We start from the raw sequence: 19,589 nt of genomic DNA, 5'->3' as shown, positions 1-19,589 counted from the left end.
CCATGACGAAAACGCAAAACGTGGCTGCGATAGGCCTCGGCTCCATGGGCTATGGCATCGCGCAATCCGCCTTGCGCGGGCGCCATGCCGTTTGGGGCATCGACATCAACGCAGATCAAATGGCCCGGTTTGTCAGTGAAGGCGGACAAGGCGGCGACGTCCCTGCGGATGAGTTGGACAGCGTCATAGTCTGTGTTCTGAACGCGGCGCAAACCGAAGCCGTGTTATTCGGTGAAAGCGGCATCGCCCCCAAGCTGCGCAAAGGCGCGGCAATCCTGTCCTGCGCAACGGTTCCCCCGGCTTTTGCCAAGGATATGGAGGCCCGGTGCGCTGCATTGGGCCTGCACTACCTCGACGCGCCCATTTCCGGCGGATCGGTCAAAGCCGCGAACGGGCAATTGTCGATTATGGCAGCGGGCACACCCGACGCGTTCGCGGCCCTGCGCCCGGTGTTGGGCAGCATTTCCGAGACCGTGTTCGAACTGGGCGACAGCGCAGGCGCGGGCAGCGCGATGAAAGCCGTCAACCAACTGCTTGCCGGCGTGCATATCGCCACCATGGCCGAGGCGTTGACCTTTGGCATGACCCAAGGGGTGACTCCCGACAAATTCGTCGAAGTGATCAGCAAATGCGCGGGCACCAGCTGGATGCTCGAAAACCGCGCACCGCATATCGTGGCGGGCGATTACACGCCGCATTCGTCGGTCAATATCTGGCCCAAAGACCTTGGCATTGTTCTCGACATCGCCAAGGACGCGCGGTTCAGCGCCCCGATCACCGCCGCCGCGTTGCAACAATTCGTAGCCGCCGCTGGCATGGGATACGGGGCCGAAGACGACGCTGCGGTTGCCAAGGTCTATGCCCGGAATGCGGGTCTAACCCTGCCCGGAGGCGACACATGACCACCGTAATGGGCTGCATCGCGGATGATTTCACCGGGGCCACCGACCTTGCCGGACTTCTTGCCCGGAGCGGCGTGCGCGTGTCCCTGCGCATTGGCGTGCCGGATGAGCCGCCAAGCGACACCAGCCCGTTCGAGGTGATCGCTTTGAAGTCTCGCACCGTCCCTGTGGCCGACGCGGTGGAGGAAACCCAACGCGCGCTGGCATGGCTGCAACAGGCGGGTGCGCAGCGGTTCTTCTGGAAATATTGTTCGACCTTTGACAGCACCGCAGAGGGCAATATCGGCCCGGTGGCCGAGGCTTTGATGCAGGCGCTTGGCACCGACCAGACGATCTATTGCCCCGCTTTCCCGGAAAACGGGCGGTCGATCTTTATGGGCAACCTGTTCGTGGGCCAACAACCCTTGGCCGAAAGCCCGATGAAGGATCACCCGCTGACGCCTATGCGCGACAGCAATCTGATGCGTCTGTTGGCTCCGCAAGTGACAAAACCTGTCGGCCTCGCTGATCGCCTCACCGTTGCGCGTGGTGCAGACGCCTTGCGCGACCGTTTCGAAGCGCTGAAAGCCGAAGGTGTCGCGCATGTGGTGGTTGATGCGGTTGCCAACGAAGACCTCTACACCATTGCGGAGGCCTGCCGCGACATGCCGCTGATGACTGGTGGGTCCGCCGTGGCGATGCCCCTGCCCCATCTTTACAAAGCCCAAGGGTTGCTAGCTGCCGATGCCCCCGCGACGCCGAAACCGGACACGCCAGACCAGACGATTGTCCTTTCGGGCAGCTGTTCGGCGATGACCAACGCACAGGTGGCGCGCTATATCGCAACTGGCGCGCCCAGCTTCCGACTGGACCCGCTGGACGTGTCGAAAACAGGCTCTAACCCGGCCCTAAACTGGCTTTTGAACCAAGACCTGAGCACGGCGCCCCTGATCTATGCAACAGCCGAACCTGCGTCCGTCAAAGCGGCGCAAGCCGCGCTTGGCACTGATGCCGCGGGCAAGCTGATCGAAGACACGCTGGCCAAGTGTGCCATCGCCGCCCGCGACCAAGGCGCGCGGCGCATTATCGTGGCAGGGGGCGAAACCTCGGGTGCTGTGACCAAGGCGCTTGGCGTCACGCAACTTGATATCAGCACCGAAATAGCACCCGGCGTGCCGTGGACGTTCTGCACCTCTGACGGCCATACCATCGCGTTGACCTTAAAATCGGGCAACTTCGGCGCAGAGACCTTCTTCACCGACGCCCAAGCCAAGCTGGACGCCGCATGAGCAGCGAGGCCAAGCTGCGCGAGTTGATCTGTACGCTGGCCAAGTCGATGTTCGACCGTGGTCTGACCGGCGGCAGCACCGGCAACATTTCCGCGCGCACCGAAGATGGGGGATTGCTGGTCAGCCCCACAGGCACAAGCTTTGGTCGCCTTGATCCCGGCAGGCTCAGCCGCTTTGACGCGCAAGGCACGCTGATCGACGGAGACAAGCCGACCAAGGAAATGCCGCTTCATTCTGCGTTCTATGACACGCGCAGCACGGCGGGCGCGGTGGTGCATCTGCATTCCTGCCATTCGGTCGCATTGTCGATGATGCCCGACGCGGACGAGGACAATTTCCTGCCACCGCTGACGCCCTACGGAATCATGAAACTGGGCAAGGTGAAACTGCTGCCCTTTTTCCTGCCCGGTGATCCGGCGATGGGTGACGCCGTGCGCGGATTGGCGGGCAAACGCAGTGCGGTGATGCTGGCCAATCACGGACCTGTCGTGGCTGGCAAGGATATAGAGGCGGCATGCAACGCGGTGGAAGAACTTGAAGACACCGCGCGCCTTGCGATGTTGACGCGGGGCCTCAACCCGCGCGGTCTGACCCCGGAGCAGGTTAACCAACTTGTGACCAAATTCGATGTGGAGTGGGACATATGAAATTCTCGGCCAACCTAGGGTTTCTCTGGCAGGATCGCCCCCTGCCTGACGCGATCCGCGCCGCAAAATCCGCTGGGTTCGATGCGGTCGAATGCCATTGGCCCTATGACACGCCTGCTGCCGATGTTGCCGCTGCGTTGGCCGAAACAGGCCTGCCCATGCTTGGTCTCAACACACGGCGTGGCGATGTTGCTGGGGGTGAAAACGGCCTGTCCGCCCTGCCCGGCCGCGAGACCGAGGCACGCGCCGCAATTGACGAAGCGGTTGCCTATGCAAAGGTCGTGAACGCTGGTGCGATCCATGTCATGGCCGGGTTTGCCCATGGGCAAGATTCCCGGCAAACCTTTGTAAGTAATCTGAAATACGCTTCTGAGATTGCCCCGGAGCGGACCATCCTGATCGAGCCTCTGAACCACCACGACGCACCCGGATATTTCCTGCAAACCTCTGGTCAGGCCATCGAGATCATCGCAGAGGTCGGTGCGCCAAACCTCAAACTGATGTTTGACTGCTATCACCTGCAAATTATGGAGGGCGACCTGACGCATCGCCTGCAAACCCTGCAATCACACATCGGTCATATCCAATTCGCCTCGGTTCCAGACCGCGGTACACCGGATCATGGTGAGGTGAATTACGCGCATGTGTTCGGTGTCATCTCTGCCATGGGGTACGACGCTCCGATTGGGGCAGAGTACAAACCGGTCGGGGATACCGATGCGACATTGGGTTGGTTAACAGCGCTGCGTTAACCAGAATTTACAGGGGGTTCTTTTCCGCGAAGCTGCGGAAGAACGCCAGGAACGCCTTGTCTGGGTCGCGCAACGGCTCTTTGCCAGCCGCCCAGGCGCGCCATTCGCCTTCGACGAAATACACGTCATAGCCGGGGTGGCGCAGCTTGGCGGTCTCGTAGGTTTCGGTCCGCAATGCAGGCCCACGCCGGTCAAGCCAGTCGGGACGCGGTTTGAGGGTTTCGGCCCTGCCCTCCATCCGCGCTTTGCGGCCCACTTTGCTGGCACCCAGCTCGCGCTCGGCCTCGGCGGTGCTCCCTGCGTCTTTCTTCCACCAGCGCAGCTCGACATGGGTCACACGACGGCCCGTCTTGATCGGATCAATCGCAACCACGTAATCCGAGAGCGCGTTCACCTCGGCAATCGCGGGATCGATCGCGCGCAGTTTGAGGTTGGACCACGATGTCAGCTTGCCCTTGGCCACGCCCAAAACACCGCGCAGATCATCAAGGCTGAACTTTTCAGACGAGCGATAGCGCAGATTGCCGCGTTTCTGCACCATCTCATACAGGGTCAGCGCGTATTTCGACGACAGCGCAAACATCACCTCGCGTTGCAGGCGGGCAAAGACAGTCGAGTCCTTGATGATCCGCCGAAGCCGTTGCGGGATTTCGTATTCCAGCAATCCGTCGCGCCGGGTGGTTTCGATGTTTCCACCAAGAAGCTGCACGCGCTCAATCGCTTCTTCCCCTTCGCGGATGACGCGGATCTTGACGATGGACGCCATGAGCCGTTCGATCGATTCCCCTACCCTGTCATTGGAATTGTGCGATCCGCGCAGATCAGCCTTGGCAATCACATGGGTCACGGGTTTATCGATGGCATCCCACGCGTTTTCCAATAGCTGGTTAAAGATACGCCGATCGGCCAGCGTCAGCGGAGTGACCTCAACAAGATCCACCAATTCGCCCGGTTTGATCAGGCTTTGCGCATTGGGTCGCGCCTCAACCGTGCGGTACGCTTTGCCTTGCGCCATGCGCCTTACACCACTGCTCTTACTTTTGTACGTGTTTGCGTGTAATTTATCATATTACGTGGGTTTGGCAAACCACCCAATTTGTAAGCCTTAAATCACGGGTTTTTGCCACACCGATTCGCAACCCCCTTATTTTGCGCTGTCTTTTCTGACTAAAGAAGAGGTCATTTCCATCCACCCAAAAGGTAAGAGTTCAGGACCACCCAAGACGTAAGATTGACGACCCCAGACTGTAAGGGAAAACATCCCAGCCTGTAACCAAACCTATCCCGAAACGTATGTTTAGACACGAATATTGGACAGTTATCAGTGGGTTAAGACAGACGAACATTGAATCTAGAAATAGGAACAGAAACAGGGATTTTTGTATTTGAATTTAGTTTGAGAAGTGCGATGGCACTCGCAGCAATTCAGATCAAAACTTAGTAAACTTACATTTTGGGTGATAGACGCTATCAAAGCGTAGCTCAGGCCCCATGATCTTGGTACATGGATCAGTTATCTGATCCAGAAGCCGTCCACACCAAAGTTCCGCTTTTTTCAACGCATCAAGGAAAAAATCGCACTTGTGGCAATGGCCCGATGCCTTCATGATTCGGAAAAACACATAACAAGAGGCCATGATGGAGCAACCCGCCCTACCCCCCGTGACCCTGACCGAGCTGGATCAACTGGCGCAGCGCGCCGCCACAGTGATCGCGCGCCTGCGTGACAGACTATATGCGCCGGGCACCGAAAAGCAGCTCGACCTGACGTTCAACGTGCGCAAGGCCGCTGAAATGGTCGGCCGCAGCGAAAAACTGATCCGGGATGCCGAAGGCGACGGACGACTGCCAATGCCCGATAAAGACCCCGATACCGGTCGGCGCACTGGCTATAACCTTGCTGATGTGAACCGCATGCGCGAAGTGTTCGGCACCCTGCCCCATCGTGGTCCGAACGACCCTGCGATGGTGCTTGCGGTGCAGAACTTCAAAGGCGGTGTCGGCAAATCCACGGTCACTGTGCATCTGGCGCAGTACCTCGCGCTCAAGGGCTACCGAGTCTGTGTTGTGGATTGCGACAGTCAGGCTTCAACCACGTCGATGTTTGGTTTGAATCCTGACGTGGATGTCGATGAAGACGAAGATACGCTCTACCCGTTCTTTCGGCATGGTGGGCCAAAGTCGCTGCATTACGCATTGCGCGCGACCTATTGGCCCGGGGTCGCGTTGATCCCTGCGAACCTAGGGCTTTATGATGCGGAATATGAATTCGCAGCGCGTATGGCGCGGGAACAGAGCTTTGTTCTGGATCGGCTTCGGGCGGGAATAGAAACGATTCAGGATCAGTTTGATGTGATCCTGATGGACCCGCCCCCGGCGCTTGGCATGTTGTCGCTGTCGGTGCTTAGGGCGGCGAATGCGCTGATCATCCCGGCGCCACCCAACAACATTGATTTCGGCTCTACCGCGCATTTTCTCAAGATGATGGGTGCCACATTAAATGAACTCGCGGAACATGGCGGGGCGCGGGATTATGCGTTTGTTAAGATCCTCGCCACGAAGATGAACGATCAGAAATCGGCGCATATCGCAATCAAGCGGATGATGGACGCGGTGTTCCCAATGGACAGCCTGTCCGCGGTTCTCAAGGACAGCGCCGAGATCGACAACGCGACCGCGAACCTGTCTTCGGTTTACGAACTCACCGGACCGGGCACGCGGACGGACACACATAAACGCTGCCGCGCGTATCTGGACGCCGTCAACCGCGAGATCGAAGTGTTGATCCGCAAGACATGGCCCAGCCATTACCCGGCATTGCGCAAGGAGGGACTGCTATGACACGCCGCCATGATGATATTTTCAACGATGTGCTGAACGGGTTGGACACACCCGCGCCCGAACCCGAAGCGCGCGCCGGGGCGCGGTTCCTGAAACGCTCCAACACGATTGCAGATCGGCTTTCGGGCGAGGTTGAGGAAAAGACGCTGCGCTGGGTTGAGCCATCGGAGTGCCGGATGTGGGATCAGCACAACCGCGCCTATGACCTCCTGACCGAAGACAATTGCCGCGATCTGATCGACGGGATTCGCGCGCAAGGGCGGCAGGAATTTCCGGCCATCGTGCGCAAGACCGGCAATTCGGATCAACCCTTTGAGGTGGTCTGCGGCGCGCGTCGGCATTTCGCGGTAAGCTGGTTGCAGGCGAACAATTACCCGCAGTTCAAATACCTGATCGAGGTGCGTGACCTGACCGACGAAGAGGCGTTTCGCCTGTCGGATATCGAAAACCGCGACCGCGAGGATATTTCGGATTTTGAGCGGGCGATGGATTACGCTGATGCGATTGAACGCTATTATGGCGGGCGTCAGCGGGCGATGGCGGACAGGCTGGAGGTCAGTGAACCTTGGCTGTCGCGGTTCCTGCAACTGGCCAAACTGCCCAAAGAGGTGGTTAACGCGTTTCCCACGATCCGCGATATTCGGGAACGCGCGGTACGGGATCTCAAACCGTTGATGACGACTCATTCCACCAAACAATTGCTGATTGCTGAGGCGGTGAGCATCGCAGAAGTGCAGGACGCCGCGCGCGGCGGGCAGGGCGCGTTTGTTGATCCGAACGAGGTGATCCGGCGATTGCTGGAGGTGGGCAAAGCCCCGAAAGCCAAAAAACCGAAGGTGCTCGCGCAGGTGTACGGCGGCAAAACCGTCAAGGACAAGATCGAGGTCCGTCAAAAAGGGCGCACGATGGTTGTCGAATTTGATGAGGGCGTGTCAGAGGCGGGTTTGCGCCGGGCGTTTGCGCAATTCATGGACGCGCATTTCAAGCACGGGCAGCATTCCTGAAAAACTTGCCCATGGGCAAGTTTTCTTATAACGCGTTGAAAATAATGAATAAGTGCCTTTTCATTTTTGCTTATTCAGCGCGACGCCCTGGGCGACAATGTTGTCCACAGTGATGCCGAAATGCGCGTAAAGCACATCCGCCTTGGCCGATGCACCAAAGCTGTCCATGCCGATAAATCTGTCCTCGGGGCGAAGCCAGTGTGACCAGCCAAAAGGCGACGCTGCCTCAATCGCAAGGCGTGGCGCGTCCCCTAGGATGGCGGCGCGGGCCTCAGTCGAGTGCTCGGCGAACAGCTCCCAGCAGGGCATGGACACAACGGCGGTCGGGACGCCGCGCGCCTCAAGGGCGGACTGAGCCGCAACGGCCAATCCCACTTCTGTGCCCGTTGCGATCAAGGTTAACGCGCGGGGGCCTGACGCGTTTGACACGACATAGGCACCGCTGCGTGACAGGGTTGCGGAGGCGTCGCTGCGCACTTGCTCTGCGGGTTGGCGCGACAGCGCAAAGAGCGATGGGCCGTCGCGGGTCTGCAACGCGATGTGCCACGCCTCGGCGGTTTCAATCGCGTCGGCGGGCCGGAAGACGCGCATATTTGGCATGGCGCGAAAGCTGGCCAGAACTTCGATCGGTTGGTGGGTCGGGCCGTTGCTGCCGACGCCGATGGAATCGTGGCTGAACACATAAATCACCGGCAGGCGCATCAGGGCGGCCATGCGCATCGCCGCGCGTTCGTAATCGGAAAACGCAAGGTAGGTCACGTTCACCACGCGCAATCCGCCATGCGCGGCAATCCCGTTGCCCATCGCGCCCATCAGATGTTCGCGCACGCCGCAATGCACATAGCTGCCGCTGCGGTCGTCTGCGGTGAAGGCGGCGCGGCGACGTTTGTGGTTGGTCGGGGCCTCAAGATCCGCACAAAGGACAAGCGTTTCGGGCATCGCATCGGTCAGCCAGTCACAGACATCGCCGGACGATTGAATGGTCGGAGTTGCGGCGTTGGGGACGGCTGGTATGTGCCATGGATCGGGCAGGGGGCTTTGGTGCCAGCGATCGAATTCGGCGTGTTTTGGATGGGCCTGTTTGCGCTGGATCCATTCGTGACATGCGGCGCGGCCCCGGTTCATTGAGGTTGTCCAATCGTGGTAAATGCTGTCCGGGATCACGAAGGGCGCGTGGGGCCAATCCAATGCGGTGCGCATCTCAATGCTGTCTTGCTCCGTCAACGGCGCGCTGTGCCCACCGCGTTTGCCCTCAAGGCGGGGAATGCCACGGGCGATGATGGTACGGCAGGCGATCAGTGTTGGTCGTGGGTCCGTCTTGGCCTGAGACAAAGCGGCATCAATCGCCGAAATGTCGTGCCCGTCCGCTTCGATCACCTGCCAGTTTGCCGCGCGAAAGCGGGCGGGGATGTCTTCGCTGATGGAAAGGCCCGTGGCCCCATCGTCGGTGATCTGATTGTCGTCCCAAAGGAAGGTCAGATTGCCAAGCCTCAAATGCCCGGCAAGCGAAATCGCCTCTTGCCCCATGCCTTCTTGCAGGCACCCATCGCCGACAAACGCCCATGTGCGGTGGTCCACCAGATCAGAGCCGAACTGCGCCTGTAGTCTCTGTTCTGCCACCGCCATCCCAACCGCAGAGGCGATGCCCTGACCCAGCAATCCGGTGGTGATTTCTATTCCGGCATGTTGCTCGATCTCGGGGTGACCCGCGCAGACGGATCCGAGTTTCCGAAAGGATTTGAGCGCGTCCAGCGACAGCTCTTTGTAGCCCGACAGGTGTAGCAGCGCATAGAGCAGCATCGACCCGTGCCCGTTGGACAGCACCACGCGATCCCGGTCGGGCCAGAGCGGATCGTCGGGGTTAACTTTAAGGTGGTTCGCATAGAGCGTCGCCGCGATCTCAGCCATGCCAAGGGGCACGCCCTGATGGCCTTCGCCTGCGGTGCGGATGGCATCAAGGGCTAGGAAACGGATGGCGTGGGCCATGGAGTGAATGTCTGACACGGGCGGCGTCCTTTGGCGAAAACTTACGTTTTGGGTGGGCTAAGTGTTGTTGACACTTGCACCTCTCATGCTCACCATTGCAGATGGTATACCATTTTCCAAGACTGCGCATGAAGGGTGAGGCATGACACATACGCTGGCGATCGGGCCATATAACGATGATGAAAAACAGGGTCTAACACAGGATCTTTCGCCAATTTATCTTGATGGGCCGTCCGGGGTGGCGGGGCTTGATCCGGCGCAGCGCGATGCGATCACGGCCGTGGCCTATAAGGGGCATCACCCGTTTGGTGCAGATGAGATGACGCTTTTGCCGAATATCGGCGTGATTGCGAATTACGGCGTTGGGTATGACGCGATCGATGTCGCTGCCGCCAATGAGCGCGGGATCAAGGTCTCTAACACGCCCGGCGTGTTGAACGATGATGTTGCGGATATTGCCGTGGCCATGTTGATCATGCAGGGCCGCGAGATGGAACAGGCGAGCGCTTGGGCGCGGTCGGGCAACTGGGCGGAAAAAGGTGAATACCGTTTGAACCGCAAGGTAAGCGGCGGGCGCGTCGGGATCGTTGGCCTTGGCCGGATCGGGCGCGAGATTGCAAACCGGCTGGCGGCGTTCAAAATGGACATGCATTATTGGTCGCGCACCGAAAAGGACACGCCGGGTTGGACGCATCACAGCGATCCTGTGTCGCTTGCAAGTGCGGTGGATTATCTGATCGTGGCGCTTGTGGGCGGGCCGGATACCGAGAATTTCGTGTCGAAAGACGTGATTGCAGCGCTTGGCCCTCGGGGGGTTGTTGTCAACATTTCGCGCGGGTCCACGATTGATGAAGGCGCTTTGCTGGACGCGTTGGAATCGCGCGCGATTGCAGGTGCTGCGCTGGACGTGTTTCAGGGCGAGCCCAAGATCGACCCGCGCTTTTACGCGTTGGACAACGTGGTGATCCAGCCGCACCAGGGGTCGGGCACTGTTGAGACGCGCGCGGCTATGGCCAAGCTTCAAAGGGATAATGTGCTGGCGTTTTTGGCTGGGGACGCGTTGTTGACGCCGGTGAATTGATCTTGTTTCGGACCGGGGCGCAAAACCATCCCCGGTCCGAAGCCTTGGCTGCGCTTCAGGCCTTTGGTTTGTCGTCTTCGAGGTAGTAGCGGATATTGTCCTCAAAGCTTTCGTCGGCGGAAAGGCCAAGTTTCAGCGATTTTTCAGGCGCTTGATCATAGCGCCAGCCTTTGACGATGTATTGGATATCGGCATCCGGTTCCCAGCGGATCAGTTTTGCGGGTTCCGGCCCGACTACGGCGGTCATGGCGTCGATCAATTGGCGCACGGACCAGATTTTGCCGGGCATCATCATGTTGCGATTCATGCCCAGATCGGCCTCGGCCAGTTCAGCGCCCTTGATGAGGTTGTCCACGCATTTGCGGGGGCTGAGATAGTAGTGCAGGAAATCGTCGTCCACCGGGCAGATCGCCTCTTGGCCGTTCAGGGGTTCGCGCAGGATCGACGACATAAAGCTTGATGCGGCGCGATTCGGTTTGCCGGGGCGCACCGAGATCGTCGGAAGGCGGAAGCCGCGCCCATCGACAAAGCCTTTGCGGCTGTAGTCGTTGATCAGCATTTCCCCAATGGCCTTTTGCGTACCGTAGGACGTTTGCGGGTTAAGAAAGGTGTGGTCGGTGATCGGGTCGGGTACTTCGCCACCGAACACGGCCAGCGACGATGTGAAGACGACAACAGGTTTGGTGCCCAAGGCGCGGGCGCGGTCCAGCACGTTGATCGTGCCGGTCATGTTGATCTTGTACCCGAGGTCAAAGTCTTCTTCGGCATGGGACGACACGATTGCCGCAAGCAGGTAGATCACATGGGTGTCTGTATCGAGGCAGGCGGCGACGGATGCGGGATCGGCGATATCACAGGTGGTTGTTTCAACCGGAAAGGGGGCTTGCACGGGGGCGGGATCGGCAATGTCGGCCAGAACCAGCTTCGTGATGTCCTGCCCGCGCAATGTGCCGCGTTGGGCCAGCTGCTGTGCGAGTTTCTGGCCAACGACACCGCCGCCACCGAGGATAAGAATGTTCATGGGGGATCTCCTGGTTCTGGATTAAAGAAGCCCGCGCGCGGCAAGATTGCGCATCAGGGCGGATGTTCCAAAGGTCCATTCCGGGCATTCGGTGGACAGGCGCACGGTGTTGCGCAGGGTGCCAAGCTTGGGCTCTGTGATGTCGACCACATCACCGATGTGATGGGTGAAGCCTTGTCCGGGGGCGTCGCGGTCCTTGGTCGGGGCGAAAAGCGTGCCGCAAAACAGGACAAATCCGTCGGGGTATTGGTGATGCCGCCCGATGGTTTGCGCGGCAAGGTCGGCGGGGTCGCGGCTGATCTGGGTCATGGAGGATTGACCGTCGAGTGTGAACCCGTCGGTGCCAGTGACAGTCATGGTCAGTTCCGCGCTGCGCACATCATCGAGCGTGTAGTTGTCATCGAAGAAACGAAGGAACGGACCCAGCGCGCAGGACGCGTTGTTGTCCTTGGCCTTGCCCAAGAGCAGGGCAGAGCGGCCCTCGACATCGCGCAGGTTCACGTCATTGCCCAGCGTCGCGCCGATGATGGTGCCTTTTGAGGTAACGCAGAGGACGACTTCGGGTTCGGGGTTGTTCCATTTGGACACCGGGTGCAGGCCCACCTCGGCACCATAGCCAACTGCGCTCATGGGTTGGGACTTGGTGAACACCTCTGCATAGGGGCCGATGCCAACCTCAAGGTATTGCGACCAAAGGCCCTCGGCTTGCAGCACGGCTTTGACCTTTTCAGCCTCAACAGAGCCAGGTTTCAGGCCCGAGAGGCTGTCGCCGATGATCTTGCCGACACGGTCGCGGATCGCATTGGCGCGCTCGGGGTCGCCGTCGGCCTTTTCCTCGATCACGCGTTCCACCATGCTGTTGGCAAAGGTCACGCCGCAGGCTTTGACCGCGTGCAGATCGACGGGGGCCAGCAGGTGCGGGGCCATGTCGGACAGGCTGCCAATGTCTTCGCCAGCGGCGGCGTTCAACAAGGCAACGGGATCATCCGCTTCGCACAGATCGCGCATGGTGGGGATGGTGTGGGACGTGATGTCGATCACGCGGTCGCCGCGAATTGCGACAACGCAGGGGCCGATATTGGGGCGCCAGACCCGGCCTGCCAGGGCAGCGTTTGAAAAGGGATTGGACAGGGGCAGCATGGGTCACCTCGTGTTGGTCGGCGGCAGCATCTTGCCGGGATTCAGGATGTTGTGTGGGTCTAACGCGGCCTTGATCGCGCGCATGGGCATCAGGGCGGGGCCGTGTTCAGCCTCCATATGGCGCTGTTTGCCAAGGCCGATGCCATGTTCGCCGGATACCGTGCCGCCAAGGCGCAGGGCGGTTTTGCACAGGTCGCTTGTGAATTGCTCGGCGCGTTTCATCTCGTCCGGGTCGTTGGGATCGACTGACAGTCCGGCATGGAAGTTGCCGTCCCCGACATGGCCGACAATGGTGGCGGTCAGGCCAAGTTTGGCTGCGTCATCCTGCGACTGGCGGACCGCTTCGGCCAGTTTCGAGATCGGCACGCAGACATCCGTGGGCCAGATATGTTTGCCCTTGCCTAAGGCGGCAGAGGCGTAATGCGCGTCGTGACGCATGGCCCAAAGTGCTGTGCGGTCCTCGGTCGTGTCGGCGGTTTTCCAGCCGCTTGCGCCGTGATCTTCAGCGATCGCGGCAAAGGCGACGCGTTGGTCTTCGACTGCGGCGGGAGAGCCGTGGAATTCGAGAAACAGATGCGGAACCTCTGGCAGGCCCGCGTTGGAATAGGCGTTGAACCCGCGCACCATCATATGGTCAAGAAGTTCGATCCGCGCCATTGGGATGCCGCATTGAATCGTCGTGATCACGCAATTGACCGCGTCATCAACCGATGCAAACCGGCAGGTCGCGGCGGTGGTTGCTTCTGGCAGGCCGTGCAGTTTCAGGGTCAGTTCGGTGATGATACCAAGCGTGCCTTCCGACCCAATCAACAAGTGCGTCAGGTCATAGCCGTTCGAAGCTTTGCGCGCGGCGCTTCCGGTGCGGATGATCGTGCCGTCGGCCAACACTGCCTCAAGCGCGAGGATGTTTTCGCGCATGGTGCCATAGCGCACGGCGGTGGTGCCGCTGGCGCGGGTGGCGGCCATGCCGCCCATGCTCGCGTCGGCACCGGGATCGACGGGAAAGAACAGGCCCGTGCTGCGCAGATCGGCGTTCAGTGCCTTGCGGGTGACACCCGGTTGCACCACGCAGTTGAGGTCTTCGGTCTGCACCGAAAGCACGCGGTTCATATCGCGGAAATCGACACTAATACCGCCCAAAGTGGGCAGGTGTTGACCTTCGAGAGACGATGCCGCGCCCACTGGCGTAATGGGGCATCCGTGCTGCGCACAGAGTTCGACAATCGTGCTGACATCGTCGGTCGAGGCCGGGTAGGCGACGGCGTCGGGCGGCGTGTTGGGGTAATAGGTTTCGTTCTGCCCGTGCAGCGTCAGATCTGCGTGCGACGTGCTGATCTTGTCGCCAAGCGTGGCTTTGAGCGCGGTGATGGCTGTTGAAATACTCATCGTGTGGCCGTCCATGTTGCCAGCGCCACGACCGACAGCATGGCAAGGGCCATGCCAATGTTGATGGCGCGTTGGGTGCGGTGGCTGAGGTTCAGTTCGTGCAGGACCGTGCCCGCCCAGAGCCAGCCCAGATGCAGAGGTATCCAGATCGCTGTCATGATCAGGACTTTTGTGATCACTTCAAAGGGCAGGTTGTCTGGCGCATAGTTGAACCCCGAGATGAGTGAGGTGTTGACCACATACGCCTTGGGATTGATCGCCTGAAGCGCAATGCCTCCAAGGATGCCGGGGGGGGTCTTTGCCTCCATGAACGCGATTTTTGATCCGGCGAAGGCGATCCGCGCTGCGAGGTAGAGAAGATACGCGATAGAGGCCGTCATCAGCACGATGCGCAGCCATGGGACGGACAGCACAATTGCGGCAACGCCGGTGATGACCGCGAGCAGCACAAGGTTTGTGCCGATGAACAGCCCCAGAACATAGCGCAGCGACGGTTTGAACCCGTAGGCTGCGCCAAAGCCCGCAGTGGTCAGAACACCGGGGCCGGGGGTAATGATCAGCAGGATCACGGCAAGCGCGAAGGTTCCCATCAGGTGAACTCCAACTGCACTTTCATCGCCGTCGCGCGGTCATTGGCGGTGGCGAAGGCGGTGGCGTATTGGGCCAGCGGAAAGCTGTGAGTCACTAACGGGGCAACGTCGATCAGGCCTTTTTGCATGAAGGCGACGGCTTGTGCGAATTCGGCGTGAAAGCGGAAGGAGCCTTTGAGAGACAGTTCCTTGGCGGTGATTTGCATCATCGGCAGGGTCATGTCGCCCGACAGGCCCAGTTGCACCAACGTTGCGCGCGGACGCAGGGCACCGACCATCGCGCGCAGGGCGGGTTCCGCGCCGGAACATTCAACGCCTGTGTCGATACTGCCCTTGGCGGCTGCATATGGAGCGAGTGCTTCGGGATGCGTCAGGCTGTTGAGCGTCACGTCAGCGCCCGCTGTCTTTGCGCGGGAAAGGGCGGTGTCGGTGATGTCGGTCGCTATGATTTCGGACGCACCTGCGCGGCGGGCGGCAAGGATCACCAGCACGCCGATGGGGCCGCACCCCGTGACCAGAACGCGTTTGCCAAGAACGGTGCCGGCTTGCGCCATCGCGTGGAGGCACACTGCGAGCGGTTCGGCCATGGCGGCCTCTGCCGGGGTCAGGCCGTCAGCGTTGATGCATTGCGCCGCATCGGCGATCAGGCTTTCGCGGAACGCGCCTTGGATGTGTGGGAATGGCATCGCAGAGCCATAAAACCGCATATTCAGGCATTGGTTGGGCAGGCCGCGCAGACATTCGTCGCAGACGCCACAGGGGCGCGACGGAGACACGGCGACCAGATCGCCGACGCTGTACCCGTCAACGCCCGTGCCGATTTCGGTCACATGGCCGGACACTTCGTGCCCTAGGATCATCGGTTCGCGCAGTTTGACCGTGCCGAACCCGCCGTGGTTGAAATAATGCAGGTCGCTGCCGCAAATGCCGCCGCGCGCCATCTTGATGCGCAGTTGGCCGGGGCCAAGCAGATCATCGGGTGCTGTGCCAAGGCGCAAATCCTTGGGCCCATATGCGTAGAGTGCTTGCATCAGACGACCCTCCCTAGATCGGGCAAAACGCGGCTTGCGTCATGCGGCAAATGGTATACCATTTTTGCAAGTAAGAGCGTCGGCGGGGAATTGTCAAACACCCAAAGCACGACGAAACCGGGAGGGGACATGCCGAATTTCGATCTAACGGGGCGCGTGGCGTTGGTCACGGGGTCATCCAAGGGGATTGGCTTTGCCTTGTCCCAAGGACTGGCCGAGGCTGGCGCACGCATCGTTATGAACGGTCGCAATGAGAGCGACCTTGAGGCGGCGGCAGAGCGGTTGCGCGGGGCAGGGGCCAGCGTTGAGACCCTGGCCTTTGACGTGACCGATGCGGCAGCGGTGCGCGACGCGGTGAACGGCTATGAACGCGACGGGCAGATCGACATCCTGATCAACAATGCTGGGATGCAGCATCGTGGTCCTTTGGAGGATTTTGAGCCGGATGCGTTTGACCACCTGATGCGGACCAACGTCAATTCGGCATTTTATGTCGGACAGGCCGTGGCCAAGCACATGATCGGGCGCGGTACGGGCAAGATCATCAACATCGCGTCGGTCCAGACCGCTTTGGCGCGTCCGGGGATTGCGCCCTACACCGCGTCCAAGGGGGCGATTGCGAACCTGACCAAAGGCATGGCGACCGATTGGGCGCGGCTTGGTCTGAACTGCAACGCAATTGCGCCGGGGTATTTTGACACGCCGCTGAACGCAGCATTGGTGGCCGACCCGGAGTTTTCCGCATGGTTGGAAAAGCGTACGCCGCAGGGCCGGTGGGGCAAGGTCGAAGAGCTGCAAGGCGCTGCTGTGTTCCTTGCCTCGGACGCGGCCAGTTTTGTGAACGGACACACGCTGTATGTCGATGGCGGCATCACGGCGAGCCTTTGAGGGAGGGAAAACATGAGTGAGAAATTGACAGTTGGCTTTATCGGCGTTGGTCTGATGGGGCATGGGATGGCCAAGAACATCCTGAAGGGCGGCTATCCGCTGGTCATCAAGGGCAACCGCAATCGGGTGCCGGTGGACAGTCTTGTTGGCATGGGTGCCACCGAGGTGCAGACCGCGCGCGAGATGGCGGCGCAATGTGATGTAATCCATTTGTGTCTGTCGAATTCACCGCAGGTCGAGGCAATGATGCGTGGCCCTGACGGTATCCTGGCCGGTGCGCGCGAGGGGTTGATCGTGGTCGATGCAACGACCGCTGATCCAACCTCGACCATGGCGCTGGCCGAAGAGATGTTGGCACAGGGCGTGCACATGGTCGATGCGCCTTTGGGCAGGACGCCGAAGGAAGCCGAGGAAGGCATGCTTGACGCAATGGTGGGGGCGTCGGACGCCGCGTTTGCCAAGGTGAAACCCGTGATCGAATGTTGGTCCGGGTCGATCAACCATATCGGGCCGGTGGGGTCTGGCCATAAAATGAAGCTCATCATGAATTTCATGTCGATGTCCTATGCCGCCGTCTATTCCGAAGCGCTGAGCATTGCCGTCAAATCCGGACTAACGCCGCAATCGGTGCGTGATGTGATGGCTCCATCCCGCATGGGCTGTGGGTTCTTTGACACGTTCTTTTCCGCTGCAGTGGGCGGCAATCCGCAGGCGCACAAATTCGCCATCGCCAATGCGGCCAAGGATGTGCGCTATGTGGCCTCTATGGCCACGGCGGCGGGGGTGATGAACCCGATGGGGGCTGCCGTGCGCAACTATTTTGATCAGGCCGAGGCGGCGGGCAAGGGGCAGGATTTCGTGCCGACCATTGCCAATCACATCGCGGAACTGAACGGGTTCAGCCTTCCGGAGGCGGTGAAGAAGGGCGAAAGCTGATGTTGAGCGCAGAGCAGACGCAGTTCTACGACGAGAACGGATACCTGTTGGTCGAGAACGCGGTCACGCCGGACCAGCTTGACCGTTTGCGTGACATCACCACGCGGCTGATCGAAGCATCGCGCGAGGTGAGCGAGAGCAACGAGGTTTATGACCTTGATCGGGGTCATTCTGCGGACAACCCGCGCTTGACGCGGGTGAAGCTGCCGCACAAGCGCGATCCGTATTTCTGGGATTTGATCCGCGATTCTAAGATGACCGAAGTCCTGACTGATTTGTTGGGGCCGCATACGAACTTGCTCACGTCCAAGCTCAACACCAAGGCACCCGGCGGTGGGCGGGCGATTGAGTGGCATCAGGATTGGGCGTTCTACCCCGCGACCAATGACAGCCTGCTGGCATTCGGTCTGATGCTTGAGGATGTGGATGAGGCGAACGGGCCGCTCATGGTTATTCCTGGAAGTCACAAAGGCCCGATCCTGAGCCATATGGCGAACGGCTATTTCGCGGGGGCCATTGACCCGGATGATCCGCTGTTCGAGATGGACAAGGCTGTGACGCTGACCGGCAAAGCGGGCGATATGACGGTGCATCATGCGCGCATCCTGCACGGGTCAGCGCCGAATATGAGTGATCGGAATCGATTGATTCTGTTCTACGAATGCAGCGCGTCGGATGCCTGGCCGATCCTTGGCGCGTCCAGCTATATCCATTCACTGGGTCAACGTGCCTATTGGGACGATGTGCAGGACCGCCAAATCACCGGGGAGCCGCAATTGGTGGCTCGTATGGCGGATGTGCCTGTCGTGATGCCAATGCCGCCTGCGCCTGACACCGGGTCGATCTTCAAGACACAGGAAAGTGCAGGCGCGAAAAGCGCGTTTGCGACGAAACCAAGTTAGGATTTGCACACGACATCCCACAAACCGCGCGTTGGTGCGCCTGTTGACCAGACCAGTTTTCCTCTACTGGGCGGCGGGTCTGTGATCATTGGCGCGCCCAAGGATCGCTGGACGCTGCTGGTGGTCTATCGTGGCAAGCATTGCCCGCGCTGCAAGCGGTATCTGAACAAGTTTAACGCGATGCTGGCGGATTGGACGGCGATCATGGATGTGATCGTGGTGTCTGCGGATACCGAGGCAGAGGCAAAAGCGGATGTGGCAGAGTTCGGTTGGGGTTTCGATTTGTGTTACGGCATGACCGAGGCGCAGATGCGCGCGCTTGGGCTTTATGTGTCGGACCCGTTGTCCGAGGCGGAAACAACCGACCGGTTTGCTGAACCCGGCACCTTTGCGATTCGGCCTGACGGGACGCTGATGCTGGTGGATATTTCCAACGGACCCGCGTCGCGGCCCGATCTGGACGAGTTGCTCGACGGGATGCGGTTCAACATCGAGAACGACCGCCCGGTGCGGGGGACGGCTTAGGGTGCGATCTTAGCCAATTTGGTTTGATGCGATGCGATCAAGGATGTGGGTCTTGTGATCCTGTCCACCAAAGAACACTGCCAGAACAAAGATCGTCTGCGTGGTCTCATCGACGGTAAAATACAGGATAGCGCGGTTCTTGGTGGTCCAACGCAAGCCTGCCATCACTTCGGGCCACAGCGTGCCCTGATGGGGCGTTTGGGCAAGGGCGTCGATGATCGTTTCAATCTCGAACAGGCGTTTTTCGGCTTGGTCGAACGCGTCCGCGATGTCAGAGCCAAGGTCGGTATAGGCCGCGATGAGATGGTCAAAGATCGTTTCAAGATCGGTTTGGCAGGCCAGTGACCGCTGAACCCTACAGCCCATGCGCCTGTCGTTTGCGGGCAATCATGTCTTGAGTTGCGCGGCGGGCGATGTCCGAGGATTCAAACGGGCCGTCTAGCCGGTCAGCAACAAATGCGCGGAGGGCATCAAGTTCGGTAGTTTCGCGGTCAGCCTTGGCTTTGAGCAGATCAAGGCTGTGTTGAATCACCGCGCTGACGCTGGAATACCGACCTTCTTGAACCAGGGAGCGTGCAAACGAGTCTTGTTGTTCAGAGATCGAAATCGAGGCTTTGACCGACATTTTGGCACCTTCTTTCACCATGCTACTGAGTAGCATAGAGTTGACCTCGTATCAAGGTTCAGGG

Annotated in this window: 20 protein-coding genes; 11 read left to right on the top strand and 9 right to left on the bottom strand. The window is 59.8% G+C overall.

Features of this window, described 5'->3' with window-relative positions; all coding sequences use genetic code 11:
* The first annotated feature begins 2 nt into the window (after nucleotides 1-2).
* The 4 genes from ltnD to ACSHXH_RS16780 are packed head-to-tail and all read left to right on the top strand — an operon-like array spanning nucleotide 3 to nucleotide 3,569.
* On the top strand, nucleotides 3-902 hold the full coding sequence (gene ltnD, locus ACSHXH_RS16795; RefSeq protein ID WP_435672953.1) for an L-threonate dehydrogenase: 900 nt from the start codon (nucleotides 3-5) through the stop codon (nucleotides 900-902).
* The gene (gene otnK, locus ACSHXH_RS16790; protein ID WP_435672952.1) at nucleotides 899-2,170 is read left to right on the top strand and encodes a 3-oxo-tetronate kinase; all 1,272 of its coding nucleotides are present in this window, start codon (nucleotides 899-901) and stop codon (nucleotides 2,168-2,170) included. Before ltnD ends, otnK begins: the two co-directional genes overlap by 4 nt.
* A complete protein-coding gene (otnC, locus tag ACSHXH_RS16785) occupies nucleotides 2,167-2,817 on the top strand; it encodes a 3-oxo-tetronate 4-phosphate decarboxylase (protein ID WP_435672951.1) in 651 nt (216 codons plus the stop codon). Before otnK ends, otnC begins: the two co-directional genes overlap by 4 nt.
* A complete protein-coding gene (locus ACSHXH_RS16780) occupies nucleotides 2,814-3,569 on the top strand; it encodes a hydroxypyruvate isomerase family protein (RefSeq protein ID WP_435672950.1) in 756 nt (251 codons plus the stop codon). Before otnC ends, ACSHXH_RS16780 begins: the two co-directional genes overlap by 4 nt.
* A gap of 7 nt (nucleotides 3,570-3,576) precedes the next feature.
* Here ACSHXH_RS16780 and ACSHXH_RS16775 read toward each other — a convergent pair whose 3' ends face one another.
* A complete protein-coding gene (locus ACSHXH_RS16775) occupies nucleotides 3,577-4,584 on the bottom strand; it encodes a replication initiation protein (RefSeq protein ID WP_435672949.1) in 1,008 nt (335 codons plus the stop codon).
* Between the two features lie 620 nt (nucleotides 4,585-5,204).
* On the opposite strand from ACSHXH_RS16775, the gene ACSHXH_RS16770 reads away from it, so the two are divergent.
* Both ACSHXH_RS16770 and ACSHXH_RS16765 read left to right on the top strand, forming a co-directional pair.
* Complete coding sequence (locus tag ACSHXH_RS16770) at nucleotides 5,205-6,410, top strand: AAA family ATPase (protein ID WP_435672948.1); 1,206 nt, start codon at nucleotides 5,205-5,207, stop codon at nucleotides 6,408-6,410.
* Entirely contained in the window at nucleotides 6,407-7,414 is a 1,008-nt protein-coding gene (locus tag ACSHXH_RS16765) for a ParB/RepB/Spo0J family partition protein (RefSeq protein ID WP_435672947.1), read from the top strand. Before ACSHXH_RS16770 ends, ACSHXH_RS16765 begins: the two co-directional genes overlap by 4 nt.
* Before the next feature lie 60 nt (nucleotides 7,415-7,474).
* On the opposite strand, the gene tkt is transcribed toward ACSHXH_RS16765, so the two are convergent.
* A complete protein-coding gene (gene tkt / locus ACSHXH_RS16760) occupies nucleotides 7,475-9,418 on the bottom strand; it encodes a transketolase (protein ID WP_435672946.1) in 1,944 nt (647 codons plus the stop codon).
* Between the two features lie 124 nt (nucleotides 9,419-9,542).
* Between tkt and ACSHXH_RS16755 the strand changes: the two genes are divergently transcribed.
* Nucleotides 9,543-10,481: a 2-hydroxyacid dehydrogenase gene (locus tag ACSHXH_RS16755; RefSeq protein ID WP_435672945.1), complete on the top strand. Its 939-nt coding sequence runs from the start codon at nucleotides 9,543-9,545 to the stop codon at nucleotides 10,479-10,481.
* Between the two features lie 55 nt (nucleotides 10,482-10,536).
* On the opposite strand, the gene denD is transcribed toward ACSHXH_RS16755, so the two are convergent.
* The 5 genes from denD to ACSHXH_RS16730 are packed head-to-tail and all read right to left on the bottom strand — an operon-like array spanning nucleotide 10,537 to nucleotide 15,649.
* On the bottom strand, nucleotides 10,537-11,502 hold the full coding sequence (gene denD / locus ACSHXH_RS16750; protein WP_435672944.1) for a D-erythronate dehydrogenase: 966 nt from the start codon (nucleotides 11,500-11,502) through the stop codon (nucleotides 10,537-10,539).
* A gap of 21 nt (nucleotides 11,503-11,523) precedes the next feature.
* Entirely contained in the window at nucleotides 11,524-12,642 is a 1,119-nt protein-coding gene (locus ACSHXH_RS16745; protein WP_435672943.1) for a fumarylacetoacetate hydrolase family protein, read from the bottom strand.
* A gap of 3 nt (nucleotides 12,643-12,645) precedes the next feature.
* Complete coding sequence (locus ACSHXH_RS16740; RefSeq protein WP_435672942.1) at nucleotides 12,646-14,028, bottom strand: FAD-binding oxidoreductase; 1,383 nt, start codon at nucleotides 14,026-14,028, stop codon at nucleotides 12,646-12,648.
* Entirely contained in the window at nucleotides 14,025-14,618 is a 594-nt protein-coding gene (locus ACSHXH_RS16735; RefSeq protein ID WP_435672941.1) for a LysE family translocator, read from the bottom strand. The genes ACSHXH_RS16740 and ACSHXH_RS16735 overlap by 4 nt, the downstream gene beginning before the upstream one ends.
* Nucleotides 14,618-15,649 carry an L-idonate 5-dehydrogenase gene (locus ACSHXH_RS16730; RefSeq protein ID WP_435672940.1) on the bottom strand — a complete coding sequence of 344 codons (1,032 nt, stop codon included), beginning with the start codon at nucleotides 15,647-15,649 and terminating at the stop codon, nucleotides 14,618-14,620. The genes ACSHXH_RS16735 and ACSHXH_RS16730 overlap by 1 nt, the downstream gene beginning before the upstream one ends.
* Before the next feature lie 129 nt (nucleotides 15,650-15,778).
* Here ACSHXH_RS16730 and ACSHXH_RS16725 point away from each other — a divergent pair, with 129 nt between their 5' ends.
* From ACSHXH_RS16725 to ACSHXH_RS16710, 4 genes are read left to right on the top strand one after another with little or no spacing between them, the layout of a single operon-like run.
* Nucleotides 15,779-16,537, top strand: a complete 759-nt coding sequence (locus ACSHXH_RS16725; RefSeq protein WP_435672939.1) for an SDR family oxidoreductase — start codon at nucleotides 15,779-15,781, stop codon at nucleotides 16,535-16,537.
* A gap of 12 nt (nucleotides 16,538-16,549) precedes the next feature.
* The gene (locus ACSHXH_RS16720; protein WP_435672938.1) at nucleotides 16,550-17,473 is read left to right on the top strand and encodes an NAD(P)-dependent oxidoreductase; all 924 of its coding nucleotides are present in this window, start codon (nucleotides 16,550-16,552) and stop codon (nucleotides 17,471-17,473) included.
* Nucleotides 17,473-18,375, top strand: a complete 903-nt coding sequence (locus tag ACSHXH_RS16715; RefSeq protein WP_435672937.1) for a phytanoyl-CoA dioxygenase family protein — start codon at nucleotides 17,473-17,475, stop codon at nucleotides 18,373-18,375. Before ACSHXH_RS16720 ends, ACSHXH_RS16715 begins: the two co-directional genes overlap by 1 nt.
* Nucleotides 18,376-18,378: 3 nt before the next feature.
* A complete protein-coding gene (locus ACSHXH_RS16710; protein WP_435672936.1) occupies nucleotides 18,379-18,900 on the top strand; it encodes a redoxin domain-containing protein in 522 nt (173 codons plus the stop codon).
* 9 nt (nucleotides 18,901-18,909) lie between these two features.
* Here ACSHXH_RS16710 and ACSHXH_RS16705 read toward each other — a convergent pair whose 3' ends face one another.
* The gene (locus ACSHXH_RS16705; RefSeq protein ID WP_435672935.1) at nucleotides 18,910-19,266 is read right to left on the bottom strand and encodes a type II toxin-antitoxin system RelE/ParE family toxin; all 357 of its coding nucleotides are present in this window, start codon (nucleotides 19,264-19,266) and stop codon (nucleotides 18,910-18,912) included.
* A complete protein-coding gene (locus ACSHXH_RS16700) occupies nucleotides 19,256-19,561 on the bottom strand; it encodes a ribbon-helix-helix domain-containing protein (RefSeq protein ID WP_435672934.1) in 306 nt (101 codons plus the stop codon). The genes ACSHXH_RS16705 and ACSHXH_RS16700 overlap by 11 nt, the downstream gene beginning before the upstream one ends.
* Nucleotides 19,562-19,589: the final 28 nt, after the last annotated feature.

The organism is Marivita sp. (genome assembly GCF_051251565.1).
GTDB lineage: Bacteria > Pseudomonadota > Alphaproteobacteria > Rhodobacterales > Rhodobacteraceae > Marivita.
This window is presented reverse-complemented; position numbering and strand designations above follow the sequence as displayed.